The organism is Pseudogemmobacter sp. TB195 (assembly GCF_058313095.1).
The window spans coordinates 1-25,936 of the sequence record NZ_JBZEGG010000041.1 but is presented as its reverse complement, the minus strand read 5'-3'; the positions used below and the strand labels follow the sequence as shown (position 1 = coordinate 25,936).

At 61.2% G+C, this 25,936-nt stretch carries 17 protein-coding genes, 3 pseudogenes and 1 riboswitch; of the genes and pseudogenes, 8 read left to right on the top strand and 12 right to left on the bottom strand.

Annotated elements, in window-relative coordinates; all coding sequences use genetic code 11:
• Positions 1-202: 202 nt before the first annotated feature.
• Positions 203-467, bottom strand: a pseudogene (locus tag AC4FS3_RS26745) (transposase); the annotation flags it as partial.
• Positions 468-530: 63 nt separating this feature from the next.
• On the opposite strand from AC4FS3_RS26745, the pseudogene AC4FS3_RS26740 reads away from it, so the two are divergent.
• Positions 531-1,701, top strand: a pseudogene (locus tag AC4FS3_RS26740) (IS3 family transposase).
• Positions 1,702-1,768: 67 nt separating this feature from the next.
• Here AC4FS3_RS26740 and AC4FS3_RS26735 read toward each other — a convergent pair.
• Positions 1,769-1,980 (bottom strand): annotated as a pseudogene (locus AC4FS3_RS26735) (transposase); the annotation flags it as partial.
• A 424-nt stretch (positions 1,981-2,404) separates the two neighbouring features.
• A riboswitch (cobalamin riboswitch) is annotated at positions 2,405-2,604 on the top strand.
• 157 nt (positions 2,605-2,761) lie between these two features.
• Here AC4FS3_RS26735 and AC4FS3_RS26730 point away from each other — a divergent pair.
• Positions 2,762-3,745 carry a DUF1852 domain-containing protein gene (locus tag AC4FS3_RS26730; protein WP_491023049.1) on the top strand — a complete coding sequence of 328 codons (984 nt, stop codon included), beginning with the start codon at positions 2,762-2,764 and terminating at the stop codon, positions 3,743-3,745.
• 22 nt (positions 3,746-3,767) lie between these two features.
• Positions 3,768-4,796, top strand: a complete 1,029-nt coding sequence (locus tag AC4FS3_RS26725; RefSeq protein WP_491023048.1) for a methionine synthase — start codon at positions 3,768-3,770, stop codon at positions 4,794-4,796.
• A gap of 43 nt (positions 4,797-4,839) precedes the next feature.
• On the opposite strand, the gene AC4FS3_RS26720 is transcribed toward AC4FS3_RS26725, so the two are convergent.
• On the bottom strand, positions 4,840-6,285 hold the full coding sequence (locus tag AC4FS3_RS26720) for a helix-turn-helix domain-containing protein (RefSeq protein ID WP_491023047.1): 1,446 nt from the start codon (positions 6,283-6,285) through the stop codon (positions 4,840-4,842).
• Positions 6,286-6,442: 157 nt separating this feature from the next.
• On the opposite strand from AC4FS3_RS26720, the gene aceB reads away from it, so the two are divergent.
• Complete coding sequence (aceB, locus tag AC4FS3_RS26715) at positions 6,443-8,065, top strand: malate synthase A (protein WP_491023046.1); 1,623 nt, start codon at positions 6,443-6,445, stop codon at positions 8,063-8,065.
• 77 nt (positions 8,066-8,142) lie between these two features.
• Positions 8,143-9,750, top strand: coding sequence for an isocitrate lyase (locus AC4FS3_RS26710; protein ID WP_491023045.1), 1,608 nt, complete (start codon positions 8,143-8,145; stop codon positions 9,748-9,750).
• Positions 9,751-10,158: 408 nt separating this feature from the next.
• Here AC4FS3_RS26710 and AC4FS3_RS26705 read toward each other — a convergent pair whose 3' ends face one another.
• From AC4FS3_RS26705 to AC4FS3_RS26665, 9 genes are all read right to left on the bottom strand, one after another.
• Entirely contained in the window at positions 10,159-11,049 is an 891-nt protein-coding gene (locus AC4FS3_RS26705) for a LysR substrate-binding domain-containing protein (protein WP_491023044.1), read from the bottom strand.
• Positions 11,050-11,179: 130 nt separating this feature from the next.
• Positions 11,180-12,754 carry a dipeptide ABC transporter ATP-binding protein gene (locus AC4FS3_RS26700; RefSeq protein WP_491023043.1) on the bottom strand — a complete coding sequence of 525 codons (1,575 nt, stop codon included), beginning with the start codon at positions 12,752-12,754 and terminating at the stop codon, positions 11,180-11,182.
• The gene (locus AC4FS3_RS26695; protein WP_198838782.1) at positions 12,751-13,593 is read right to left on the bottom strand and encodes an ABC transporter permease; all 843 of its coding nucleotides are present in this window, start codon (positions 13,591-13,593) and stop codon (positions 12,751-12,753) included. Before AC4FS3_RS26695 ends, AC4FS3_RS26700 begins: the two co-directional genes overlap by 4 nt.
• The gene (locus AC4FS3_RS26690) at positions 13,590-14,537 is read right to left on the bottom strand and encodes an ABC transporter permease (RefSeq protein ID WP_491023042.1); all 948 of its coding nucleotides are present in this window, start codon (positions 14,535-14,537) and stop codon (positions 13,590-13,592) included. The genes AC4FS3_RS26695 and AC4FS3_RS26690 overlap by 4 nt, the downstream gene beginning before the upstream one ends.
• An 85-nt stretch (positions 14,538-14,622) precedes the next feature.
• Positions 14,623-16,224 carry an ABC transporter substrate-binding protein gene (locus AC4FS3_RS26685; protein WP_491023041.1) on the bottom strand — a complete coding sequence of 534 codons (1,602 nt, stop codon included), beginning with the start codon at positions 16,222-16,224 and terminating at the stop codon, positions 14,623-14,625.
• A 71-nt stretch (positions 16,225-16,295) separates the two neighbouring features.
• The gene (locus AC4FS3_RS26680; RefSeq protein WP_491023040.1) at positions 16,296-17,327 is read right to left on the bottom strand and encodes an aldo/keto reductase; all 1,032 of its coding nucleotides are present in this window, start codon (positions 17,325-17,327) and stop codon (positions 16,296-16,298) included.
• A 41-nt stretch (positions 17,328-17,368) separates the two neighbouring features.
• A complete protein-coding gene (locus AC4FS3_RS26675; RefSeq protein WP_491023039.1) occupies positions 17,369-18,874 on the bottom strand; it encodes an aldehyde dehydrogenase family protein in 1,506 nt (501 codons plus the stop codon).
• Between the two features lie 57 nt (positions 18,875-18,931).
• Entirely contained in the window at positions 18,932-20,302 is a 1,371-nt protein-coding gene (locus AC4FS3_RS26670) for a lyase family protein (protein WP_491023038.1), read from the bottom strand.
• A 120-nt stretch (positions 20,303-20,422) separates the two neighbouring features.
• Positions 20,423-21,199: an IclR family transcriptional regulator gene (locus AC4FS3_RS26665; RefSeq protein ID WP_491023037.1), complete on the bottom strand. Its 777-nt coding sequence runs from the start codon at positions 21,197-21,199 to the stop codon at positions 20,423-20,425.
• 80 nt (positions 21,200-21,279) lie between these two features.
• Here AC4FS3_RS26665 and aldA point away from each other — a divergent pair, with 80 nt between their 5' ends.
• From aldA to AC4FS3_RS26650, 3 genes are read left to right on the top strand one after another with little or no spacing between them, the layout of a single operon-like run.
• Positions 21,280-22,761, top strand: a complete 1,482-nt coding sequence (gene aldA, locus AC4FS3_RS26660; protein WP_216279403.1) for an aldehyde dehydrogenase — start codon at positions 21,280-21,282, stop codon at positions 22,759-22,761.
• An 8-nt stretch (positions 22,762-22,769) separates the two neighbouring features.
• Positions 22,770-24,008 (top strand): mandelate racemase/muconate lactonizing enzyme family protein, encoded by a 1,239-nt coding sequence (locus tag AC4FS3_RS26655; protein ID WP_491023036.1) that lies wholly within the window; start codon positions 22,770-22,772, stop codon positions 24,006-24,008.
• Between the two features lie 5 nt (positions 24,009-24,013).
• Positions 24,014-25,621, top strand: a complete 1,608-nt coding sequence (locus AC4FS3_RS26650; RefSeq protein WP_491023035.1) for a GMC family oxidoreductase — start codon at positions 24,014-24,016, stop codon at positions 25,619-25,621.
• Positions 25,622-25,936 lie beyond the last annotated feature (315 nt).

Below are 25,936 nucleotides of genomic sequence, written 5' to 3'. Positions count from 1 at the left end.
TCGTCTTGATCCCCTTGCCCTCGGTAAAATGTAGCCGCCTGATTTTTGCGATTGTCTCCACGATCAGCATCCCGTGCTCGGCCTCCGATAGTCATCGAAGGCACAATCGACCCAACCCCCGGTCGGTGGGGTCCCTTTTGGACGCCGACCACCCCAGAAGCAGGGTCCTTATTGCAAGCCGTTCAACAGTATGATGGCCCCGTGCGTCACGCGCGGCGATGGCGGCATGGCAGTTCTTGGTGTCACAGATGCCGTCAGCGGTGGCGCTGCCGATCCGCTCATGCCGGGATCTGCGCCAACAGGTCAGGCAGAACGGGCGCATCACCGACCCGGTTGCTGGTCATCCCGACCGCTCGCACTTCCGGCGTTTCGGCACCGATGCCGATATGGATCTTGTGCCACCGACGACGGCGGCTGGCCCCATGCTTGCGAACCTGCCATTCGCCTTCGCCCGAAAACCTGACGCCGTCTCGCTGATCCTCCCCCACTGAAGTGGTCCGCCGTTATGTTTAGGAAGCGGAGGATCGAGAATGGCAAACGAGCGACCGAAGCCGGAAGAGATTGTCTCGAAGTTGCGGCAGGTTGAGGTTCTGATGGGGCAAGGTTTGTCCCGTCTGGACGCGATCAGGCGTATCGGCGTTGTCGAACAGACGTATTACCGCTGGCGCAAGCAGTATGGCGGGATGGGCGTAGACCAGTTGAAAGAACTGAAGCGCCTTCAGCAGGAGAATGACCGGCTCAGACGTGCTGTTTCGGACCTGACGCTGGACAAGCTGATCCTTACGGAAGCCGCACGGGGAAGCTTCTGAGCCCCGCTCGCCGCCGGGCCTGCATTGATCATGTCCGGGGTGAGCTGGGCATTTCCGGGCGTCGGGCCTGCCAGGTGCTGCAGCAGCATCGCTCGACACAACGTAAACTGGCGCAAGGCCGGGCGGACGAAGATCGCCTGGTCGCCGACATGATCCAGTTGGCCCGGCAATATGGCCGCTATGGCTATCTCCGGATTGCGGCTCTGTTACGGAGTTCTGGATGGCAAGTAAACGACAAGCGGGTCGAGCGCTTATGGCGACGAGACTGAGGAGGATCAGAAAACAGTCCGGGGGACTGTTTTCCCGACGAAGCTGAAGGCGCCAATGAAGCAACCGAAGAAGGGCCGATTGTGGCTGAACGACGGATCCTGTGTCCGGTTGCGGCCGGAATACCCGGATCATGTCTGGTCGTATGATTTTGTTCACTGCCGCACCGATGACGGCAAGGTGTTTCGAACGCTGAACATCCTCGATGAATTCAGCCGCGAGTGCCTGACGATCAGGGTGCGGCGCAAGCTGAACTCGACAGATGTGATCGATGCGCTGACGGACCTGTTCATCTTGCGCGGCGTGCCAGCCTTCATTCGTTCCGACAATGGCCCGGAGTTCGTCGCCCTTGCAGTTCGGGGCTGGATCAACGCGGTCGGCGCAAAAAACTGCTTATATCGAACCTGGATCGCCCTGGGAAAATGGGTATTGCGAAAGCTTCAACGCCCGTTTCCGCGATGAATTGCTGAATGGTGAAGTCTTTTACAGCTTCCGTGAGGCACAGATCATGATCGAGAAATGGAGAAAGCACTATAATACGAAACGACCACACAGCGCATTGGGCTACCGCCCACCGGCCCCGGAAACCATCGTCCCGATGGACCAAAGGCCGGTCATGCACTAAATTTTAACTTGGACCACTCAGCTGGGGCTGTTCAGTTGCTCGAACCAGTGGCGCAACATGGCTCGATCTGGCGAAGCGGCAGGCCGAACAGGATCTTCATCGAGAGACAAAACTGGATGGCTGATGCCGGGAATCGCTCAGGATGATCCGGCTTGCCGCCCGGTGCCGCGAACCACGCCATCTCCGCGTCCAACCAGGCCATCAGCGAGCCCCGGCGCTTCAGGGCCAGATTTTAACTCGACCAGTTCGTGGTTGGAACAGGGGGATCGTCTTTCTCATGCACCAAACCTGACACGCTGACTCACAAACATGAATCCGTGAACCGACCGGATAACGCAACAAAGCCCCTGCGTGACTGGCAGATCGCAGGACTATGCAAGGCGCTATGGCATATATGGCCTGAAACCGGAGGGCCTGACTGCCTGTTTCAGATGATGCACCGGGGACGGTTCGTGATCTCGCCGACCGCTTAGCGCCAACTGTGAAAAATACCGGCTAAATATGCGCCGGAACGACATAAAACCGTATGAATTCCCTCAGATACGCCTGTCGCGCAGAAGCAAGCTCCGGCACTGGTGCAGCCGCGAGGGGTGTTTTGAACGAATATCGTCTGCACCTGATTTCTTACACTGCCGGTTTCGCTCATGATTTTCATGAATATAATCTGCCTTTGAAATCGTTGACATTCCGGGGTCTCCGAAGGATTTTATCGATTGATTCAGGTGCCGGGGGAAGCCCCGGTTAAAAGGGAATCCGGTAAGGCCAATGCCAAATCCGGAGCTGCCCCCGCAACTGTGAGCGGCGAGCCTGTCCGAAATGCCACTGGCGCGCATTCTGCGCCGGGAAGGCCGGACAAGGTTACGACCCGCAAGTCAGGAAACCTGCCTGGATTGATCACCTGTTCCGGCCGCGGTGGGCGTGTCGGGAGCGGCCGTTCCGCAAAGGTGACTGCAAAGGCCCGTGTGACATCAGTCGCCCGGGGCCGGCTTCGCGACATCCGTCGCGGAGTGTCTGTGGTTTTCCGGCCTGTCTTTTCAGGCCGCTCAGAAGGCATGTCACAATGACAGAAGGTTTCACTTTCAGAGTTACGAAGATTGGCTTCGACGAGGATTACATTCCGGCCGATAATACGCGCATCACCACCAATTTTGCCAATCTCGCCAGAGGGGCACACCGCCGGGAGAATTTACGAAACACTCTGGCGATGATCACCAACAGATTCAACTCTCTGGCCGGTTGGGATAACCCAAAAGGTGACCGGTATTCCATCGGGGTTGAGATCATATCCGTCGATATGGCTATGGGGGATGCAGAAACTGCGGGTGTGTTTCCGATTATTGAGATTCTGAAGACAAACATTCTTGATCACAAAAACCGTAAGATCATTGATGGATCTGCGGGGAATAATTTCTCGTCTTATGTGCGGGATTATGATTTCAGTATAGCGCTCCCGGAATATAACAAAGGGAAAGCCGGGTTTGCCGTGCCGGAAGATTTTGGCGACCTGCATGGAAATCTGTTCAGGAGTTTCGTGAAATCTGAGGTCTATCGCCGAAATTTCAGAAAGACACCGGTGATATGTCTCAGCGTATCAAGCAACAGAACCTATATCAGAACCGATATCATCCATCCTGTTCTTGGTGCTGAATACAGACAGGATGAAGCATCTCTGACCGACAGGTATTTCGCAAAAATGGGTATGACGGTTCGCTGTTTCATGCCGCCGGGCGCCGTTGCTCCCCTGGCATTTTATTTCATGGGAGATCTTCTGGCTGATTATACCAATCTGGAAATGATCAGCGCCATCAGTACGATGGAGACATTCCAGAAGATCTATCGTCCGGAAATCTACAACGCCAATGCCGCCGCAGGCAGCTGCTATCGCCCAAGCCTGAAACATCAGGATTATTCTCTGACGCGGATTGTCTATGACCGCGAAGAGCGCAGCCGTCTGGCGCTGGAACAGGCCAAATTCGCGGAAGAGCATTTTATCAGGCCGCATCAGGCCAGGCTTTCGCAATGGTCAGCCAGTTTCGCGCTTTGACAGAATATAAAAGGTCCCCACTATGAATAAACTTCTCCCCACTGCCACTGCCGGCAGCCTTCCCAAACCGTCCTGGCTGGCCGAGCCCGAGAAACTCTGGTCGCCCTGGAAACTTGAGGGGGCAACGCTTGCCGAAGGCAGGCAGGATGCGTTGCGCCTCGCGCTGGACGATCAGCAGAAATCCGGCATCGACATTGTCAGCGACGGTGAACAGACCCGTCAGCATTTCGTCACCACGTTCATCGAACATCTTGAAGGCGTTGATTTTGTGAAACGAGAAACCGTCAGGATCCGGGATCGGTATGATGCCAGCGTGCCGACTGTTACCGGTGCCGTGGCGCGCAGCAGACCGGTTTTTGTCGAGGATGCAAAATTTCTGCGGCGGCAGACGAAACAGCCGATCAAATGGGCGCTGCCCGGCCCGATGACCATGATCGACACGCTCTATGATGCGCATTACAAAAGCCGGGAAAAGCTTGCCTGGGAGTTTGCTGCGATCCTGAATCAGGAGGCGCGTGAACTGGAAGCTGCAGGCGTCGATATCATTCAGTTTGACGAGCCCGCTTTCAATGTGTTTTTCGATGAGGTCAATGACTGGGGGATTGCCACACTGGAACGCGCGGTTGAAGGCCTGAAATGTCAGACCGCAGTTCATATCTGCTATGGCTACGGCATCAAAGCCAATACAGACTGGAAGAAGACGCTCGGCACCGAATGGCGCCAATATGAAAAGATCTTCCCGAAGCTGCAGGCGTCAAGCATTGATATGATTTCGCTTGAATGCCATAATTCACATGTGCCGATGGATCTGATTGAACTGATCCGGGGCAAGAAGGTGATGGTTGGTGCCATCGACGTGGCTTCTGAACGGGTCGAGACGCCGGAGGAAGTGGCGAATACGCTGCGCAAAGCGCTGCAATTCGTAGATGCCGAAAATCTTTGTCCATGCACCAATTGCGGCATGGCACCGCTGCCGCGCCATATCGCAAGGGCAAAATTGCAGGCTCTGGGTGCCGGTGCCGAGATCATTCGCAAAGAGCTGACGGCATAATCATATCACATCACGATGCCGCCGGAGATATGCCGGCGGCATGTTACTCTTCGCCAAAGCGGTAGATCGCGAGGCTTCTTTCGCGTTCATTCACCGCAAGCGGCCGGTTGATCGGTGCATGCGCACGGGCGGCGCAGTCGCGGCGCTCGCAAAGATAGCAGTTCAGCCCGATTTCAACCGGTTTCGATCTGACAAGGTCGATTCCGTCCGCATAGATCAGACGCGGCGCATAGGCGGTATCGCAGCCTAGCCCGATCGCAAGCCGCTGCGCCGGTTGCCCCTGCATGCCGCCCGCGCGGGTCACGGTGCGCGCAACCGAGAAATAGCTCGCGCCTTCGGGCATGCGGATCAGCTGTGTCTGTACCTGATCGGGCGTCTCGAAAGCGCCATGGATGTTCCAGAGCGGGCAGGTGCCACCAAAGCGTGAGAAGGGAAACCGCCCCGCCGAAAAGCGCTTTGAGATATTTCCTGCCCGGTCCACCCGCACGAAGAAGAACGGGATGCCCCGCGCACCCTCGCGTTGCAGCGTCGACATACGATGTGCGGTCTGCTCGAAACTGGTGCCAAAGCGGTGGGACAGCAATTCGACATCATAGCGCGTGGTTTCACAGGCGCCGAGGAAACGCGCATAGGGCATCACCAGGGCTGCGGCGAAGTAATTGGCAAGGCTGACGCGCATCAGGGTGAAAGCAGATGGCTCCGTCAGCCCGGCCTCATCAACGAGCCGCGCGATCAGTGGTTCCTGCTCCAGGCGCGCCAGCAGAACGCCGATCTGAAAGCGCCGGCTCGACTGGCGCAACAGCTCAGAGAGCATCAGCTCCTTACGATGCAGATCAAACCGCCTGAGATGCCCGCCCATCACATCTGCCGGCAGGATGCGGGTTCGCACGCCATGCGCCGAAAGCCGGGCCGAGAGCGCCACATGCGGCTCGCTGCGATGAAGCTGCAATTCCGCCGCCAGCGTCTCGGCGGCGCGGTCGAGCGCGTCGACATGATTGCCGCGTGCGTAGAACCAGGCCCGTACCGCCTCAGCCGGGCGCGAACTTTCCGAGAGGACCTCGACCTTGTCGCGATCGGTCAGCGGGTTGTCATCCGCCATCGGGCGCAGGACGGCTTCACGGTGGCGGTCATGCAACTGGACGAAGGCGCGTGCAAGTCGGGGTGAGGCCTGGAGTACGGCCTCGATCTCGACCTTCGGGATCTGCCCGGCCTGAAGGAGCGGATCTTTCAGCGCCGCGTTGAAATCTGCGGCCAGCTGCGCGTCACTGGCCGGGGCGAGTTCCGAGATATTCAGATCGTAGATTGATGCGAGTTTCATCAGAAACTGCGCCGAAGCCGGACGCTGATCGGCCTCGATCAGGGTGATGTAGCTTGCGGAGACGCCAAGCTCGGTCGCCATCTGCGCCTGGGTCAGCCCAAGCGATTGCCGTAGCACCTTCAGACGCTGCCCGATGATCAGCTTTTCGCCCCGTTTGCCCTCGCCTGCCATGTCCTGCCTCGCATCCCGCCTGTGACAAACCTTACAGATCGCGCAAGGGTAATGTGACAAGACTTACATCATTACCCTTTTATTTCAGGTAGATAATGCACATGCGGCATAACATTACCATAGTGACTTTACGCCAGAGCCACATCGGAGAATCGTTATGCCGCTCGACCGTCCGCCCCATCGCCTGCCGCCCGTGATCCTGCGCGAAGTTCCTGGCGCCGACCGGGTTCTGACGCCTGACGCACTGGCATTCCTCGCCGGGCTGCATCGTGCATTTTCCGGCCAGATCGACGCGCTAATGGCCGCGCGCCGCGCGCGTCAGCACAGCTATGATCTGGGCATGTTGCCGGAATATCTGACCGAGACGAAAGACATTCGGCAGGGGATCTGGGAAGCGGCTCCGGTGCCCCGGGCGCTGATGGACCGCCGGGTCGAGCTCACCGGTCCGGCGGATCGCGCGACGATGATCACCGCGCTGAATTCAGGCGCGAAGGTCTTCATGGCCGATCTGGAAGACGCAAGTGCGCCGAGGTTCGACACCATGATCCAGGGCCAGGTGAACCTGCTCGACTACCGCGATCATGCGCTCGGCTGCACCGATCCGAAAACCAGCGAGACCCGGCAGGTCAAAGACGATCCGGCGCTTTTGATCCTGCGGCCGCGTGGCCTGCATCTTATTGAGGCCAATCTGCTGATCGACGGGCGTCCCGTCCCGGCGGCGCTGTTTGATTTCGGGCTGCATATCTTCCATTCCGGCAAGACGCTCGCCGCAGACGGGCGTGGTCCGTTTTATTACCTGCCAAAGCTGGAGAACCACCGCGAGGCGCGGCTGTGGAATGCGATCTTCCTCCACGCGCAGGAGGCACTGGATCTGATGCCTGGCACCATCAAGGCGACCGTGCTGATCGAGACGCTGCGCGCCGCCTTTGAGATGGATGAAATCATCTGGGAGCTGCGCGACCATATCGCCGGTCTGAATTGTGGCCGTTGGGATTACATCTTCAGCTATATCAAGACATTGCGCGCACATCCCGGTTACGTTTTGCCCGATCGGGCCGAAGTGACGATGGACCGCGCCTTCCTTGCGACCTATGCGGCGCGGCTGGTCAAGATCTGCCATCGGCGCGGCATCCATGCGATGGGCGGCATGTCTGCCGTGGTGCCAGGGCAGGGTGACGGGCAGGTGACAGAGGCCGCCTTCGCCCGCGTCCGCGCCGACAAAGAGCGCGAGGTGGGCCTTGGGCATGACGGCACCTGGGTTGCGCATCCAGATCTCGTGCCGGTCGCGCTGGAGGTTTTTGACGCCGCGATGCCTGGCCCGAACCAGATCCGCCGCCCGCGGCAGGATTACCGGATCGACCCCGCGATGCTGTTGAAACCGCATGACGGACGGGTGAGCGAGGCCGGCCTGCGCGACAATATCGCGGTCGCGATCGAATATCTGGCGCAATGGCTGCAGGGCCGTGGCGCGGTGGCGATCAATGGGATGCTGGAAGATGCCGCCGCGGCCGAGATCGCGCGGATGCAGCTCTGGCAATGGCTGCGCCACGGGTCCGAGGTGACGCTGACCGATGGTGACCACACGAAGCTGACCGCCGAATGGCTCGCCTCGCTGATCCAGGAAGAGATCGTCAAAATCCTTGGCCGCCTTGGGCCGACCGGCTTCCACCGGGGCCATTACGCCTCGGCCTCCCGGATCGTGCATGAGGCGATCCTTGCCGCGACGCCTCCCGATTTCATCACATTGCCGGCCTATGACGTGCTGAACGCGCTCGACTGATGGACCGGCTGACCACGCTTTCTCCCTTTGGCGGGCCTGTGCCTGCCAGCCTTCTCTTCTCCATGAAAGGATCTCCGATGCCCCGCAAGACCTATGCAGAACTGCGCCGCGAAGTTGCGCAGCGTTACCCGACCGGCCAGACGGCGGGTGGGGTCTCGGTCGATGATATCGTGCAGCTGCGGTTGCAAAACTCCTGGGAGAGCCATCTCGAAATCGCCCGCGAAATGTCGGTGGTGATGCGGGCCGATATGGCGGCCTATGACCAGGATGCGTCGAAATTCACGCAATCCCTGGGCTGCTGGTCAGGCTTTCATGCCCAGCAGATGATCAAAGCGGTCAAGCGGATGCGCGGCACTGCGAAAGGGACTTACGTCTATCTTTCCGGCTGGATGGTTGCCGGGCTGCGCAATCGCTGGGGCCATCTGCCCGACCAGTCGATGCACGAAAAAACCGCCGTCGCCGATCTGATCCAGGAAATTTACACCTCTCTGCGCCAGGCCGATGAGGTGGCGCTGAACGATCTGTTCCGCGCGCTGAAATCCGCGCAGACCGAAGAGGCGCGCGACGCCGCCATTGCCGCCATTGACGGGTTCGAGACTCATGTCGTGCCGATCATCGCCGATATTGATGCCGGTTTCGGCAATGAACATGCCACCTATCTGCTGGCGAAGGAGCTGATCAAGGCGGGGGCCTGCTGCCTCCAGATCGAAAACCAGGTGTCAGACGCCAAGCAATGCGGCCATCAGGATGGCAAGGTCACTGTCCCGCGCGAGGATTTCATCGAGAAACTCCGTGCCTGCCGCCTCGCATTCGAGGAACTCGGCGTCGATCAGGGGGTAATCGTTGCGCGCACCGACAGTCTTGGTGCGGGGCTGACGCAGAAAGTCCCGGTCTCCGCCCGCCCGGGCGATCTGGCCAGCCAATATATCAAATGGCTGAAGGTCGAGCCGATCACCGATGAGAATCCAATTCAGGAAGGCGAGCTTGCGCTTTACCAGGGCGGTGAATTCGTGCGCCCGCAGCGCCTGCCCAACGGCCTCTTCCCCTTCCGCGAAGGCACCGGCCGTGCCCGGGTGATCGAGGATTGCGTCGCGAACCTGACCGAGGGCGGCGCCGATCTCCTCTGGATCGAGACCGACACGCCGAATGTCGATGAGATCGCCGGCATGGTCGCCGAGATCCGTAAGGCCGTGCCGAATGCGAAACTGACCTATAACAACTCGCCGAGCTTTAACTGGACGCTGAATCTCAGGAAACAGGTACGTGAGGAATGGCTGGCAGCGGGCCGGATCAAAGCCAGCGACTACCCCGACGGCAGTGAGCTGATGAAGGCCGATTTCGACGCGACCGATCTGGGCCGCGAGGCGGATCAGCGTCTGCAGCGTTTCCAGACCGATATCTCGGCCCGGGCGGGGGTGTTCCACAACCTGATCACGCTGCCGACTTTCCACCTCACCGCGAAATCCGTCGATGAATTGTCGCGCGGCTATTTCGGCGAGGAAAAGATGCTGGCCTATGTCAAAACCGTGCAACGCGAGGAAATCCGTCGCGGTGTCTCGGCGGTCAGGCACCAGCATGAGGTCGGCTCGGATCTTGGTGATACTTTCAAGGAAATGGTCTCGGGCGAACGTGCGCTGAAAGCCGGCGGGCACGCCAATACCATGAACCAGTTCGCGGCCGAGTGATCCCGCGACCATTGCCGGTGCTCTCCCGGCAATTGGCGCCGTCCTGTCAAAGGGGCGGCGCCGCCTGTCAGGCCGCTGAAGCAGTCCTGGCCCGGCCCCGGTTTCGGATCATTATTTACCTTCCGCAGCGCAAAAGCGGCGGTGGAGCCGCGCGTATCCCGGCGCGGCTTCCGTGGCGCGAGATCCGGCAGGTGGTGAATGACGCGCGGCTGGGCCTGGATGCGGGGGGCCTGGTGCTCTGCACCGGGTTCGGCCTCCCTTCGCCTGCGCCAGAGCGGTTGGTCTGCGCCTGGCACATCGCGAGGTCGCCCCTCCCGCCAGAGCCGCCCGATTCGGATGCGGCCTGAGCGGTTTGAGAAACGTGCACTCTAATCTCAGAGGTCAGCACGCATTTGCCTGCCAGCCTGGTCAGTCGCCGGCCGGAGCGCGCGTTCCCTGCAGCGCCAGCTGCTGCATCCAGCGGGCGAAATGCACCACCCGGCTGCGGGCCAGCCGCTCGGTCGGGATGTCCAGCCAATAGCCATAAGGGCCGGTCACCACCACCGGGTCGATCTGGATCAGCGCGCCGGAAACCAGCTCGGATTCAATCATATTGCGGTCGATCACCGCAAGACCCGCCCCCGAGACTGCGGCCTGCGTCACCATGTCCAGCGTCGCGAATTCCATCGCATTTTCCGGAAGATCGCGACGATCATGCTGGGCCGAGGCGAACCAGTTATCCCAGGTGGGCAGCCGGAGCGCGCGGTCCAGCACATAAAGCAGGCAGCTGGCCCGCAGCCGTTCGGGATCGGCCCAGAGATCGGGCGCGCAGACCGCAATATGCTGCTCGACCATCAGGCGGGTCGAAGACTGGCGGTCGCGCGGATCGGTGCCGAACCGGATCACGCAGTCGAACCGCACATTGTCATCCGGGCTCAGATGCAGCGAGAGATCGAGATCGGGGAAGCGTTGCCGGAACGAGACCAGCCGGCGCGAGAGCCAGCGCGCGGCAAAGGTTGGCGGCGCCAGCAGGGTCAGCTTCTGGCGCGGCACAGATTTGCGCGCCTCCTGCACGGCGTCGTCGATCAGATCAAAGGCCCCGGCAAGGCGCTCATGCAGGATCGCCCCGGCCTCGGTCAGTTCAACCGCATTGCCGATGCGGCGAAAGAGCGCGATGTCGAGGGTGCTTTCCAGCTGGCGGATCTGCCGGCTGACCGCGCTTTGCGTGACGCCAAGGCGATGCGCGCCTTCGGTGAAGCTGAGGCATTGGCCAACGGTCGCGAAGGCGCGCAGCGAAGTCAGAGAGGGGGCGGACGACATCGGAAGGGCAGGGCTCCCGGCACAGGAAACGGGGGCGCGCCGACCGGGCGCGCCCCGAACCTTCTGCTGCTGTCTGCCGCGCGTCAAGGCCCCGTCTGATGCAGGAATGCGGGGCATTCGCCCACTGGTCTCAGAATGCGTCGCGCCCGGGGGCGGCGGCGATCAGCTCACGCGTATAGGGATGCTGTGGCCGGGTCAGGACCTCGCTTGCCGGGCCGCGCTCGACCACATGACCTTGGCTCAGCACCACGATCTCGTCGCTGATCTGGGCGGCGACACGCAGGTCATGGGTGATGAACACCACCGCAAGCTGCAGCCGTTTTTGCAGATCGGCCAGCAGATCCAGCACCTGGGCCTGGACCGAGACATCCAGCGCCGAGACGCTTTCATCGGCGATCAGCACATCAGGCTGCATTGCCAGCGCGCGGGCAATGCCGATCCGCTGCCGCTGCCCGCCCGAAAAGGCGGCCGGTCTGCGGGTATAGGCGCTGCGCTCAAGGCCCACCAGCTCCAGCAGCTCTTTTGCGCGGGTGACGGCCTCGGCGCGGCTGGCGCCCGAGAGCACGGCGGCGCGGGCGATCATCGGCCCGACGCGTCGGCGCGGGTTCAAAGATCCGAACGGGTCCTGGAAGATCATCTGGATCCGCTTGCGCATCCCGCGCAGACCCTCGCCGCTTGCGCCCAGAATGTCTTCGCCCGCCACCACGATCCTGCCGGAAGTCGGGTCGATCAGCCGGATCAGGTTCTTTGCGATCGTGGATTTCCCCGACCCGCTTTCGCCGACGATCGAGAGCACGCGGCCCGGTGCGACAGCGATGCTGATATCATGCAGAACCTGTTTTGCGCCGTAAGCATGGTTCAGCTGCGTGACCTCCAGCGCCGGTTTGGCGGCCTCGGGGGCAGGGCGGTCATGGGGCACAAGGCTTGGAACCGCCGCGATCAGGGTCTTGGTATAGTCATGTTGCGGGTCTTTCAGCACCTGTTCGGCAGTGCCGAGCTCCACCACCTCGCCCCGCCGCATCACCGCGATACGATCGGCAATATCGGCCACCACGCCAAGGTCATGGGTGATGAAGATGATCCCATGGCCATGCACGTCGCGCAGCTCGCGGATCAGTTTCAGCACCTGGGCCTGGGTGGTCACATCCAGCGCCGTGGTTGGCTCATCGGCGATCAGCAGTTTCGGGCTCATCGCCAGCGCCATCGCGATCACCACGCGCTGGCATTGCCCGCCCGAAAGCTGATGCGGGTAGCTTTTCAGGATGCGGTCGGGTTCGGGCAGATGCATTGCCTCGACCAGGCGCCGCGCCTCGCGGGCGCGATCCGCCTTCGACATATCGGAATGGAGGATGAAGACCTCTTCGATCTGGCTCGCGACCGTGAGGGCCGGGTTCAGCGACGCCATCGGCTCCTGAAAGATCATGCCGATCTCTTTGCCGCGGATCTTCTGCCATTGCCGTTCCGAAAGCGTCAGCAGGTCCTGGCCTGCCATAACTGCCTCGCCACTGGCGACCGAAAGCCCCTTTGGCGCGGCGCCCATCAGGGTTGCGGTCAGCACTGATTTGCCCGAACCGGATTCTCCGACGATGCAAAGGATCTCGCGCGGCTTCACATCCAGCGTGACGCCCTGGACCGCGAAAGGCCGGTCGGCACCTTTCGGCAGCGCGACCGAGAGATTGCGGATATCAAGCAATGCGTCGCTCATGCCTGGCGCTCCTTCGCATCATTCACTTCACGCAGCCCGTCGGCCAGCAGGCTGAGGCCCAGTGTCAGGGTCGAGATCGCGATACAGGGGAAGACCACAAGATGCGGGAAGGCGATGGCCATGGCGCGGCCCTCATTCACCATGCCGCCCCAGTCGGGGGTGGGCGGCGGCAGGCCGAGGCCGAGAAAGCCGAGCGTCCCGATGGTGATGGCGGTATAGCCAAGCCGCAGGCAGAAATCGACGGCGAGTGGCCCGGTGGTATTCGGCAGGATGTCGATGAACAGGATACGCCAGGTGCTTTCGCCCTGGGTGATCGCGGCCTTGACGAAATCGCGGCTGGCCACGTCGATGGTGATGGCGCGCACGATGCGGAAGATCGCCGGGGCCGAGCTGAAGGTCACCGCGATCACGATATTCACCGGAGAGGCCCCGATCACCACGATGATCACGATGTAAAGCACCAGCACCGGGAAGCTGAGGATCACATTGGCGAGGAAACACAGCACCGCATCGGTGCGCCCGCCGGCATAGCCCGCGATCAGGCCAAAGCTCAGACCCAGAATATAGGCGGTCAGGGTGGCAAGCGTGGCATATATCACCACAGTCTGCGCCCCCCAGATCAGCCGCGAAAGGATATCACGGCCCAGCATATCGGTTCCCAGCAGGAAATATTCGCCATTCGATCCGGTGGTCAGGGGTTTGACCAGAGGCTGCAGGGTTTGCAGCGGGTTATAGGGCGCAAGGACCGGCGCGAGGATCGCGACCAGCAGCCAGCCAAATGCAAGGAACCCACCGATCAGAACCAGCGGCTTTTGCAGGTAGGGGGTCAGCGCCTTCATGCTTTTGCTCCCAGCTCGATACGGGGGTTCAGCCAGCCATAGAGCACATCCGAGAGGATCTGGCTCAGAACGACGACGAGGACCGAAATCATCGCGCAGGCTTCGATCAGATAGATGTCCTGGTTCAGCGCGGCGTCATAAAGGAGGGTGCCAAAGCCCTTATAGGCATAGAACACCTCGACCACGATCACGCCGGAGAGGAGCCAGGGCAGTTGCAGCATGATGACGGTCACAGGCGTGATCAGCGCGTTTCTCAGCGCATGGCGCAACACGATCCGCGACAGGCTTGCGCCCTTCAGCCGCGCGGTGCGGATGTAATGGGTGGACATCACATCGACCATCGAGGCGCGGGTGACGCGGGCCAGATAGCCCATCGAATAAATCCCCAGCACCGAGACCGGCAGGATCAGCTCGCGGAAGGAAAACCCGGAAATCATCGTACTGGCCCCCGGCAGAAGTCCCAGCCAGAAGACAAAGATCCCCGAGAGAAACACCGCCGAGGCGAAATCCGGGATCGAGGTGGTGATGACAGAAAACACCGAAATCACCCGGTCCAGCACGGTGCCAGGCCGCATCCCGGCAAGGATCCCAAGGCCAAGCCCGAAGATGATGATCACAAGAAGCGCGCCGCCCGCGAGGATTGCCGAGGCGCCAAGGCGTGGCAGCACCATATCCATCACCGGTGCGCGGTAATAGGTCGACTGGCCCCAGTCGCCGGTCACGAAATTCGCCAGCCAGCGGAGATAGCGGATCAGGAACGGGTCGTTATAGCCGTTTTGCAACAGCCAGGCCGCGCGCTGATCGGCGGTGGAATACTGCCCCAGCACCTTGACGGCGACTTCCTCGATATTCACCTCGAGTGCGAGAAAGATCAGGAACGAGACCGCCACCATTGTGGCGATCGCGATCGCGGTCTTTCGGATCAGAAATCTGCCCAGTGACACCAGACACCCTCCTTTTTCAGTTGAGCCGCGCCGAGGCGCGAATGGGGGCCGGGCGCAAAGGCCCGACCCCTGTTTCGGGTGGCGATCAGGCCAGCCAGACGCCATCCATACGGAAGAAGTCCGACGGATGCAGCACAAAGCCGCGCACATTCTGAGCCGCGGCCGAGAAACGGTTCGGCCAATAGGGCTGCACCATCACCGCGTCATCGCGCAGAATGGTTTCGACGACAGCCATTGCCTCCCGGCGGGCGTCCGGGTCAACCAGCGACATCGCCTTGTTCAGCGCCTCGTCAAAGGCCGGGTTGGCGTAATGGCTTTCGTTCCAGGCACCGCCCGTGCGATAGGCCAGATCCAGCGTCATCGTGCCCAGCGGACGATGCGCCCAATAGGTGACGCCGAAGGGCACCTTGTCCCAGATCGGCCAGTATTGCGAGGCGGGCAGTACGTTCAGCTTCAGCCTTATGCCGGCCTCGGCGAGGTTCTGTTGCAGGACCTGAGCGGTGTCCTGCTCCCATTTGCCCTGGGTATTGCCAAGGGTCAGCTCGATATCGATGCCATCCGGATAGCCGGCCTCGGCCAGCAGCGCCTTTGCAGCCGCCACATCGCGGGCAATCGGATCGACCGGCGCGTAATCGGCCTGAACCGGCGAGACATGGTAGTTCGCGCCCAGATCCCCTTCGCCACGATAGGCAATCGCCAGCATCTGGCCATTGTCAGCCGCCAGCTGCACCGCTTTGCGCACGCGGATATCGTCGAAGGGCTTCTGGTCCACCTGCATCCGGATCGCCAGGGTATGAGCCGCTTTGCCGCTCAGGATCTGGATATTCGGCAGCGATTGCATCAGGTCATATTCGGCAATCGTTGCGCGGTAGAGCACGTCGACCTGGCCGCTCGACAGCGCTGCCAGATGGGTGGTGATATCGGCGCCGAGGTCGATGTAATGCACTTCGTCCAGATAGGCCGGCGTGCCCCAGTAATCTTCGCGCTTCTTGAAGATCGCCTGACGGCCGACCTCATGGCTGACCAGCGAGAAGGGGCCGGTCCCGACCGGATCAGCCGGCCAGTTACCTGCAAAACCACGATGCGCGATGGCGCAGGTATGGGAGTAAAGCTGTTCGGGCAGCGAGGCGATGGCGCGCGACAGGGTGATGCGCACCGAATGATCGCCGGTCTTTTCGATTTTCGTGATCGCCTCAAACGCGCTCTTGTTCGAGGATTGCGAGTCCGGTGCGATCCAGCGTTCGATGTTGAAGATCACATCTTCCGGGCCGAACTGATCGCCATTCGACCATTTGGCGCGCTCATCGAGATCGAAATCCCAGACGGTCAGGTCGTCCGAGGCCGACCAGCTTTTCGCCAGATAGGGATGGGTGATATTGTCGGCATCAACAAAGGTCAGGAATTCAAGGCAGTTGCGCAACAGGTTCGAGGATTCGATCCAGGTCGCCATCATCGGATCGGTGATTTCCTGGATCTGGCAGGCGAAACGCAGCGTACCGCCGGCTTTCGGCGTCTCTTCGGCGCGCAACATACCAGGGGCAGCACCTGCGGCCCCTACGGCGACGCCAAGCCAGGCCATGCCACGCAGGAAACCGCGACGGTCAATCTGCCCTGCCGCAAAACGGCTTTGCATGGCGCGGGCTTCCGGGTGCAGCGGCTTGCCGTTCAGCGTTTTGAAGTCATCCATCCTTATTCTCCCTGTCGGATACTTTATTGAAATGTGGCCGGAGCGGCGCTGACGCCGCTCCGGCAAAGGCCTCAGGCCACGGCCTCCAGCGCGAAACGGCCCGCAGCCGGGCGCGGCGCGCGCGGGATGCGCTTGCCGGCGGTGTAATCGTTGATCACGTCACAAGGCGTGTAATTGCGCTCGATCTCATAAACCTCTTCGGCATCAAGCTCGGTGGTCAGCGCGGCCAGAGCGCTGTCGAATTGCGCCCGCGTATCGGCACCAACCAGCATCGACGAGACCTCGGGCTTTCTGAGCACCCAGGCCTGGGCGATCTGCGCCGGGCTGAGGCCGCGCGCCTCGGCCACACGCGCGACCGACATCGCGACATCGCGCGAGGCGGCATCGTTATACATCTCGGCGGTGAAGAAGTCGGTCTTGTTGCGGACCGAATTCATATCGCTGGAAAGGATCCCCCGCGCCAGCGGGCTGAAGACCGAGACGCCCACGCCCTGATCCATGCAGAAGGGCAGCATCTCGCGCTCTTCCTCGCGGTAGGCGGCGTTCAGCTGCAGCTGCATATTGATCGGTTTCGCCCAGCCATGTTTTTCGCAGACCGCGAGGATTTTGGCGAATTGCCAGGTGAACATCGTCGAGACGCCGATATAGCGGGCTTTGCCGGCACGCACGATGTCGTTCATCGCTTCCATGGTTTCTTCGATCGGGGTCTCGGTATCGAAGTAATGCAACATATAGATGTCGACATAATCGGTCTTCATCCGGGCCAGCGAGCCATGCAGCGCATCGAACACATGTTTGCGGGAATGGCCGCCATTGTTCGCGCCGCCCCCGATCGGATAGCCAAGCTTGGTCGCGATCACCAGCTCATCGCGTTTCGCCAGTTTGCGCAGCACGTTGCAGACGACTTCCTCGCCCGCGCCCGCCGAGTAGAAATCGGCGAGGTCGATGAAGTTCACGCCATTGTCGAGCGCATGGCCGATGATCGGCTCGGATTCGGTCTCGTCGAAAATCCAGGGCTTCCAGGATTTCGAGCCCATATTCATTGTGCCAAGGCAGAGGCGCGACACTTTCAGGCCGGATTGGCCAAGACGGGTATATTGCATAGTCTTCAGTCTCTCGAAGAGGGTGTTGCTTTCAGGCGGGGTCAGCCGCCGAAATGGATCCAGGTGCCTTTGGTTTTCGTGTAGGAAGACAGCGAATGGATCGCCATTTCCTTGCCCCAGCCGCTTTCCTTGAAGCCGCCAAAGGGGGCCGAGAGGCCGTAGCAGCCATAGCGGTTCACAAAGACCATGCCGGCATCGAGACGCTCGGCCATGCGGTGGGCGAGGTTTACATTGCCGGTATAGACGCCGGCCGCGAGGCCATAGCTGGTGCCATTGGCGATGCGAACGGCCTCATCAGCGGTCTCGAACGGGGTGCAGGACAGGACCGGGCCGAAGATCTCTTCCTGCGCGATACGGGCGGTGTCAGGGACGTTGGAAAAGATCGTCGGACGGACAAACAGACCTTTGGCATTGCTGCCGGTGGTATCGGCGGTGCCGCCCGCGACGAGTTCGGCCTCTGTCTTGCCGATCTCGATATACTCCATGATGCGTTTGAACTGCGCCTCATTGCATTGCGCACCCTGTTCGGTCAAAGCCAGCAGCGGGTCGCCGCAGGTCACTGCCTCCGCCTTCGCGATCAGCTTTTCCAGAACATAGTCATAGATGCCCTTCTGGATCAGGAAGCGCGTCGGCTCGGAACATTTCTCGCCTTTTTGCGAGAACATCACATAGAAGGCGCGATCAATCGCGGCATCCAGATTGAGCGTATCCTCAAAGAAGATGCAGGGCGATTTGCCGCCCAGTTCCAGCGTGACGCCTTTCAGGTTCGAGGCCCCCGAATTCGCCACGATGCGACGCCCGACGCCGGTCGACCCGGTAAAGGACACTTTATGGACATTGCGGCTCAGCGTCAGCTGGTTCGCGGCTGCGCCATCGCAAAGGACCAGGTTCAGAAGGCCTTTGGGAAGATCCAGTTCGCGGTCGATCAGCTCAAACAGATGCAGCGTCGCAAGCGGCGTATATTCCGAGGGCTTCATCACCACGGCATTGCCCATCGCCAGCGCCGGTGCGATCTTCAGGCTGGCCTGGTAGAGCGGGTAATTCCAGGGCGCGATCAGGGCGCAGACGCCGACCGGCTCTTTGGTGGTGAAATTCAGGAACCCGTCTTCGACCGGCGAGACCTCGCCATAGAATTTATCGGTCCAGCCGGCGTAATATTCAAAGATTTCGGCGCAGGTGTAGATGTCGTCGTTGACGGCCTCAACGTAGGTCTTGCCATTGGCAAGGCTTTCCAGCAGCGCCAGATGTTTCACATTCTCGCGGATCAGCCGCGCAATCGCGATAAGCTGATCGGCGCGCGCCTTGCGCGAGGTCTTGCGGCTCCAGACATCCGACTGGTGGCAGCGGTTTGCGGCCTCGGCGGCGGTCTCGATCTGACCGGCATCGGCCAGTGCGATCTGGCAGAGGGTTTCCCCGGTCGCCGGGTTCTTCACCCCCCAGGCGGCACCGTTTCCGGCAACCCATTCACCATTTATATACTGTTTCTTGCTCTCTTTGAGCCAGGATTTGGCCCAGTCAAGATCGGTATCGAGCAATTCATCTGTCATTGTCGTCTTCCACAGAGGAGGTCTGTTTGGGGAAACTGTAGGGTGTACGGCGCGCGCTCAGCGGGGTTCGGCTTCGGCCACCTTGCGGCGCACGAAATCAACGTCACCGGCGGCATCTTTGGCGACCTGGGCCGAATAGCTGTAGCCTTTCAGCTGTTTCAGCCGGATCAGTGAGGGCAGCAGGCTGGTCGAGAGATCCTGGTTGCGGGCTGCATCGGGCCGCAGGCCCTGCACGCAGTTGCGCCGCAGCGTCGCGACACCGCTTTCCAGCACCCCGATCATTTCGAGAAGGCTCACGATCACCACCGCTTCCCAGGGGTTGTAATCCATCTCGCCATGATCCTGGGTCATCGCCATCGCCGCCGCATGACCGACCGCGATCATGCCGCATTGCACCATGAATTCCGGGATCGTCGGATTGACTTTGCCGGGGATTGCGGAGGATCCCGGCTGCATCGCTGGCAGCCGGATTTCGCCAAGACCGCCATGCGGGCCCGAGGCCATCAGCCGCAGGTCTTTCGCGAACCGGATCAGCGTCCGGGCCAACTGATCAAGCGAGGCGCCAAGCGCCAGCAGCCGGTCATGTGCCTGGCTTGCGGCGAAAAGATTGTCGGTGCGGGTGAGACCGGCGGGCAGGCTCGCTGCCTCAAGCGCGGCATTCAGGGCGGGAAGGATCGCGGCAAAAAAGGCCGGTTCGCAATCCTCGGACCGCCCGATGATATTGCCGCCGATAGAGACCTCGCGCAGCGTATCGGCATCGCGTGTGGCGCGCTCCAGGTTAAAGCGCAGCGAGGCGGAGACGCCGCCGAGGTAATCGGCAAAACCGATATCAACTGCATCCTGCAGGCAGGTCCGCGCCAGTTTGCGCAAGGGCGCCCAGTCGGCGCCCAGTTGGTCAAGATCCGTCGCGAGGCCCTCGATCTCCGCCGCCAGCCCGGCGAAAGCCGCCCGCGCCGCGATATGGCAGCCGGTGGACAGGCAGTCAGCGGTGGAATGGTTCAGGTTCGCATGATCGTTCGGGTGGATCGGGGTGTAAGACCCGTACTCCGCGCCAAATCCGGCCTTGTTCGCCAGATTGGCCAGAACCTCGTTGAGGTTCATATTAGAGGAAATCCCGCCGCCGCCATGGAAGGCATGGACTGGAAACGCCTCGGGGCATGGGGTGGTCAACAGGTCCGAGGCCGCCTCGATCAGCGCCTCACCCATGTCAGGCTCAATCGCGCCTGTGTCGATATTGACCTGCGCTGCGGCCTTTTTGACGATCAGCATCGCGTTCAGCAGGGCGGGGTAATCGGAAAAGCGCTTTTGCCCGGCCAGCGGGTAAAGCCGCACAGCACGTTCGGTCTGGATGCCGAAAACGGCGTCCAGGCTGACATCAAGCATACCAATACTGTCACGCTCGACGCGTGTCTTCCGTCCGCTGACCATGAATCGGGTTCTCCCCCACGATGGCGATCAGGAAAGTCGATTTCGTGGCAGTGAACAAACGACTATTCCGCCGGGGTCATTCCAAAAAGTCATGACTTAGGGAGAAAGTGGTATTTCAGATCAGAGGATATGCGAGGAAAGCTGGCGCGCAGCCTGGACGACGTTTTTCGAATAGACCCGCGCGCTTTGCAGGCTCAGCGCCTCGCCGGTGAAACAGGCGCTGATGGCGGCGACTGGCTCACCGCGCCCGTTCACCACGGGTGCGGCGACACAGCCGACATCAAGCTGGATCTCGTTGAGACTGACGGCATATCCGAGGCGGGCCGAACGTTGCAGGTCCTGGGCCAGCGCCGGCAGCCCGGCCGCCATGTCGGGCGCGGCAAGGCCTTCGTCGCGCAGATAGGTGAGCTGATCTTCCAGCGGGCGGGCGGCAAGGATCGCCTTACCCGAGGCCGAAAGATGCATCGGCATGGTGCGCCCGACATAGGCATTGAAGGCCGTGCTGGCCGGCGCATCCAGCCTCGCAAGGATCACCACCTGATTGCCGATCGGCAGGCTGAGAAAGATCGAGCGGTGGATCTCGTTCTTCAGGATCTCGGCGATGGGGTAGAAATGCGGCACGAAAGGCTGGCGGGCGAACACTGCCGAGGCAAGCTGGAACAGCCGCGAGCCGGGGACATAGGTTTTGCGCCGCCCGGGGGCGAGCGCGACCATCCGGTGGCTGAGCATGGAATTGAGGATGCGGTGCACCGTGGCCTGGGCCAGCCCGGTCTTTTCGCAGATATCGGAAAGCTGCAGCGGCCAGGGCGAGGCCGAGAGCACTTCAAGGATCTCAACCGCGCCATCAATCGCCGGGGCGGCGGTTTTGGTGGGATCGGGTCTGGCTGTGCCGGACATGCGCTGCTCCTGCAAGGGTGCTGAGGAGATGCCATATTACTTTCCATATGTGGAATATTAATTCCCAATATGGAAAATAATTGACAGCAAGGCGTGTCTGCCCTCTGGTCCTGGCCGAAATCGCACCGGAGGACGCCATGCGGATCGACCGCAACTTCGTCAATAATGACTTCCTGACATCGGATGGCGAAGAGCTGATCGCAGTGCTGAACCCGGCCACCGGTCAGCAGATCGCGCATGTCACTGCAGCCACCGCCGCCGAAGCGCGGGCAGGCGTAGAGGCAGCGGCCCATGCGCAGCGCGGCTGGCGGCGCCTGACCTCGGTCGAGCGGGCCGGGCATTTGCGGGCGCTTGCCGATATGCTGGTGGCACGTAAAGACCGGATCGGCGCGGTTTTGGCGCTGGAATCCGGAAAAAGCCTTGAGGACGCGACGGGTGAGGTCTTTTACGCGGCCGAGCTGACGCGCTACCATGCCGAATGGGCGCGGCGGATCGAGGGGGAAATCATCCCTTCGGACAGCCCTGATGAGAACCTGCTTTTGCAGCGCGAACCGATTGGTGTCGTCGCGGCGCTGATCCCGTTCAACTACCCGATTTATACGCTGATGCGCAAAATCGCCCCGGCGCTGATTGCGGGAAATACCGTGGTGGCGCGGCCTTCGAACAACACGCCGTCTTCGGCGCTGGAAGTGGCGCGGGCGGTGAAAGATTGCGGCTTTCCGGCGGGCGCAATCAATATCATCGCGATGACGCATCAGGTGGCGCAGACGGTCTGCACCCATCCTCGGGTCGGCATGATCACGCTGACCGGCAGCGTCGGTGCGGGCCGCAAGGTGCTGGAATACAGCCAGGTCAATATCGCGAAATCCTCGCTGGAGCTTGGCGGCAAGACGCCTGCGATCATCGAGGCCGATGCCGACCTGGAGAAGGCGGCTGCGGCGGTGGTCGCGTCGCGCACCACCCATTGCGGCCAGCTCTGCACCGCAATCGAGCGGGTCTATGTGCAGGACAGCGTGCATGATCAGTTTGTTGATCTGCTGCGCGGCCATATGGCGGCACGCAAATTCGGCGACCGGATGCGCGAGCCTTCGGTGATGGGCCCGCTGATCAACCAGAATTCGCGCGTGAACATCCATCAGATGGTCAGCCGCGCCATTGATGACGGGGCGCAACTGGAATGCGGCGGCTTCATCCCCGACGGCCCCGGCTGGTTCTACCCGCCCACGCTGCTGACAAATTGCCGCCAGGAGATGGAGATCGTGCAGGAAGAAGTCTTCGGCCCTGTCCTGCCGGTGCTGCGCTATCAGACGACCGAAGACGCGCTCGCGATGGCCAATGATCACCAATTCGGTCTGTCCTCGGTCATTTATACTGAGAATTACCGCAAGGCGATGATGGTTGCGAACAATATCGAGGCGGGCGAGGTTTATATCAACCGCACCCCCGCCGACCCCTATCAGGGCTATCATTCAGGCTGGAAACGCTCGGGCCTTGGCGGGGATGACGGCAAACACGGGATGCTGGATTTCACACAGACCCGCCTTGTGATCCAGAGCTGGTGAGGGAAGCCATGAAACTCGTCTCCGTTCACACCGATATCGTCGCCGTGCCGCCGCCCCATATCGGCGGTATGTATTGGATTTTCGTCACTTTGCGCACCGATGACGGGATCGAAGGCGTCGGCGAGGTCTATGCCGCGACCTTCCACCCCAAGGTCATGGTCCCGGCGATCCAGGATGTGTTTGACCGGCTGCTCGATGGTGAAGACCCGCATCATGTCGAGAAATTCTTCCGCCGCGCCTATTCCAGCGGATTCACGCAGCGACCCGATCTGACGATGATGGGCATTGTCTCGGGGCTGGAAATGGCCTGCTGGGATATTATCGGCAAGGCGGCGGGCAAGCCGGTCTATGAGCTGATCGGCGGTCGGGTGCATGAAAAGCTGCGCTCTTACAGCTATCTTTACCCGAAGAATGCCAAAGGCGATCACGATTACAGCAATATCGAGCTTAGCGTCGATTGCGCGCTGGAATATATGGAACAGGGCTTCACGGCGCTGAAATTCGACCCCGCCGGGCCTTACACGGTGATGGGCGGGCATCAGCTGTCTCTGGAAGACATGGACCGTTCGGAAACCTTTTGCCGGCGCATCCGCGAGGCGGTGGGGAACCGCTGTGATCTCCTGTTCGGCACCCATGGCCAGATGACGGTTTCCGGTGCGATCCGGCTGGCGCGGCGGCTGGAGCAATATGATCCTTTGTGGTTCGAAGAACCCGTGCCGCCCGGGCAGAGCGAGGCCATGGGCCGCGTTGCCGGGCAGACCACGATCCCGATTGCCGCCGGTGAACGACTGACCACGAAATACGAATTCCACGATCTTTTGCGCAACAATGGTGCGTCGATTCTGCAGATGAATCTGGGTCGTGTCGGCGGCATTCTGGAAGGCAAGAAGGTCGCGGCACTGGCCGAGGTCCATTACGCCCAGATCGCACCGCATCTCTATAACGGCCCGGTCGGCGCCGCGGCCTCTGTGCAGCTTGCCACCGCCACACCGAATTTCCTGGTGCAGGAAAGCATCCGCCGCTGGGATGGCTTCCATGCCGAGGTGCTGGAAGAAGGGCTGACCTGGTCTGACGGCTGGATCATCCCGTCGGAGAAGCCCGGCCTCGGCATCACCCTGAACCGAGAGGTGATCGAGGCGCATTCGCCCTATACCGACAAGCGCCTGCACCTTTCCATGTGGGAAACCCCGCATGATTTCAAAGCGCAATCCGACACGTCCTGGAAAGAACCGCCCGCAAAGGCCTGAAGCTCATGTCCTACGATTACATCATCATTGGTGCCGGTTCGGCGGGGTCCATCCTCGCCGCGCGGCTGAGCGAAGACCCGGCCACCCGCGTCTTGCTGCTGGAAGCGGGCGGCTCGGACCGGTCCTTCTGGTTCGACATGCCGGCGGGATATGCGCGCAATTACTTCAATCCCGAAACCAACTGGATGTATTCGACCGAACCCGAACCAGGCATGGCGGGGCGTAAGATCTATACGCCGCGCGGAAAGGTCCAGGGCGGATCCGGCTCGATCAATGCGATGATCTGGGTGCGCGGACAAAGGCGTGATTTCGACGACTGGCGCGATGCGGGCAACCCCGGCTGGGGCTATGATGATGTGCTGCCCTGGTTCAGAAAGCTGGAAAACCATCCGCTGGGCGATACCGAATGGCATTCCTCCCGGGGGAAGGTCGGCATCACGCCGATGAAGGGGCAGACCCATCCGATCTGCGACCGATTCATCGAAGCTGCGCGGGAACTGCAGCTGCCGGTCAGCGACGATTTCAATGGCGCAGAGTTTGAAGGCGCCGGGATCTATGAGACGAATATCGGCAAAGGCAGGCGGCAATCCAGCTCGAAAACCTATCTGACACCGGCTCTGAAACGGCCCAATCTGACGCTGCGGCTGAAGGTGGATGTCACCCGCATCGTGATCGATGACAGCGGGCGCGCGACCGGGGTCGAGATCCGCGCGAATGGCGTGACCGAAACCCTGAGCGCTGCCCGCGAGGTGATCCTCTCGGCCGGTGCGGTCGGGTCTCCGAAACTCCTGATGCTGTCGGGGATCGGCGATCCGGCAGAGCTGGCGCAGCACGGGATCCAGGTCAAAGCGGCGCTGCCGGCGGTGGGCGGAGGTCTCCAGGACCATCTTTGCGCAAGCTACTATTACCGCGCGAATGTACCGACCCTGAATGACGAGCTGCGGCCCTGGTGGGGCAAGCTCCGGGCGGGGATGCGCTATGTGCTGAACCGCAAAGGCCCGCTCGCGCTCAGTGTCAATCAGGCGGGAGGGTTCTTTCGCACCGCATCTGCGGGCGATGCGCCGAATATCCAGCTTTATTTCAACCCGATGTCCTACCGCATTCCGGCCAGCACGAAAGCAAAGCTGGAGCCGGAGCCCTATCCGGGTTTTCTGCTCGCCTTCAACTCCTGTCGCCCCGACAGCCGGGGGCGCATCTCGCTGGCCTCGGCCGATCCGCTGGCCGCGCCGCTGATCCGGCCGAATTACCTGTCAACCGGGCGCGATTGCCAGGAGGTGATCGAAGCCAGCCGGCTGATCCGTCAGTTCATGCAGGCCCCGGCGCTGCGGGCGATCACGGTGGAGGAGGTGACACCCGGCCCCGGATGCGACAGTGACGAGGCGATGCTGGCCCATCTGCGCCAGGAGGGGGGATCCATCTACCATCTTTGCGGCAGCTGCGCGATGGGGCCGGATCCGGCGACATCGGTGGTCGATGCCGAGCTTCGGGTGCATGGCATTCGCGGGCTGCGCGTCGTCGATGCCTCTGTCTTCCCCAATATCACCTCGGGCAATATCAATGCGCCGGTGATGATGGTGGCCGAAAAAGCCGCTGCGATGATCACAGGGCGGTAAGGCATTCAGGCAGACCGGGCCAGGGCGCGCTCCTGGTTCGGGCAACCATCGCGGTCCGGCGCCGAAAGACCCCTGCGGTGAAGCGACCTCAACGGTGGCATGGGCCGGGGCCCTGGAGATCGACGCATGAAAGCTTGAGAAGCTCAGCCGCCTCGCGTCCTGTAACTCTACCGGCAAGGTCTGGGCCTCAGATCGGGATCGATTCATCTCGAACCCGATCCGCCAAATGCCGGGACTTAACACCTTATGTGTCTCAGACCTGCTACATTGACCCCGTTGCCGGTCCCGGCCAGGACCAGCAACGGGGTAGGATAC

Coding starts and splice junctions, on each gene's coding strand:
- AC4FS3_RS26730 (WP_491023049.1), top strand. CDS start 2,762: ATGACAGAAGGTTTCACTTTCAGAGTTACGAAGATTGGCTTCGACGAG.
- AC4FS3_RS26725 (WP_491023048.1), top strand. CDS start 3,768: ATGAATAAACTTCTCCCCACTGCCACTGCCGGCAGCCTTCCCAAACCG.
- AC4FS3_RS26720 (WP_491023047.1), bottom strand. CDS start 6,285: ATGGCAGGCGAGGGCAAACGGGGCGAAAAGCTGATCATCGGGCAGCGT.
- aceB (WP_491023046.1), top strand. CDS start 6,443: ATGCCGCTCGACCGTCCGCCCCATCGCCTGCCGCCCGTGATCCTGCGC.
- AC4FS3_RS26710 (WP_491023045.1), top strand. CDS start 8,143: ATGCCCCGCAAGACCTATGCAGAACTGCGCCGCGAAGTTGCGCAGCGT.
- AC4FS3_RS26705 (WP_491023044.1), bottom strand. CDS start 11,049: ATGTCGTCCGCCCCCTCTCTGACTTCGCTGCGCGCCTTCGCGACCGTT.
- AC4FS3_RS26700 (WP_491023043.1), bottom strand. CDS start 12,754: ATGAGCGACGCATTGCTTGATATCCGCAATCTCTCGGTCGCGCTGCCG.
- AC4FS3_RS26695 (WP_198838782.1), bottom strand. CDS start 13,593: ATGAAGGCGCTGACCCCCTACCTGCAAAAGCCGCTGGTTCTGATCGGT.
- AC4FS3_RS26685 (WP_491023041.1), bottom strand. CDS start 16,224: ATGGATGACTTCAAAACGCTGAACGGCAAGCCGCTGCACCCGGAAGCC.
- AC4FS3_RS26680 (WP_491023040.1), bottom strand. CDS start 17,327: ATGCAATATACCCGTCTTGGCCAATCCGGCCTGAAAGTGTCGCGCCTC.
- AC4FS3_RS26675 (WP_491023039.1), bottom strand. CDS start 18,874: ATGACAGATGAATTGCTCGATACCGATCTTGACTGGGCCAAATCCTGG.
- AC4FS3_RS26670 (WP_491023038.1), bottom strand. CDS start 20,302: ATGGTCAGCGGACGGAAGACACGCGTCGAGCGTGACAGTATTGGTATG.
- AC4FS3_RS26665 (WP_491023037.1), bottom strand. CDS start 21,199: ATGTCCGGCACAGCCAGACCCGATCCCACCAAAACCGCCGCCCCGGCG.
- AC4FS3_RS26655 (WP_491023036.1), top strand. CDS start 22,770: ATGAAACTCGTCTCCGTTCACACCGATATCGTCGCCGTGCCGCCGCCC.
- AC4FS3_RS26650 (WP_491023035.1), top strand. CDS start 24,014: ATGTCCTACGATTACATCATCATTGGTGCCGGTTCGGCGGGGTCCATC.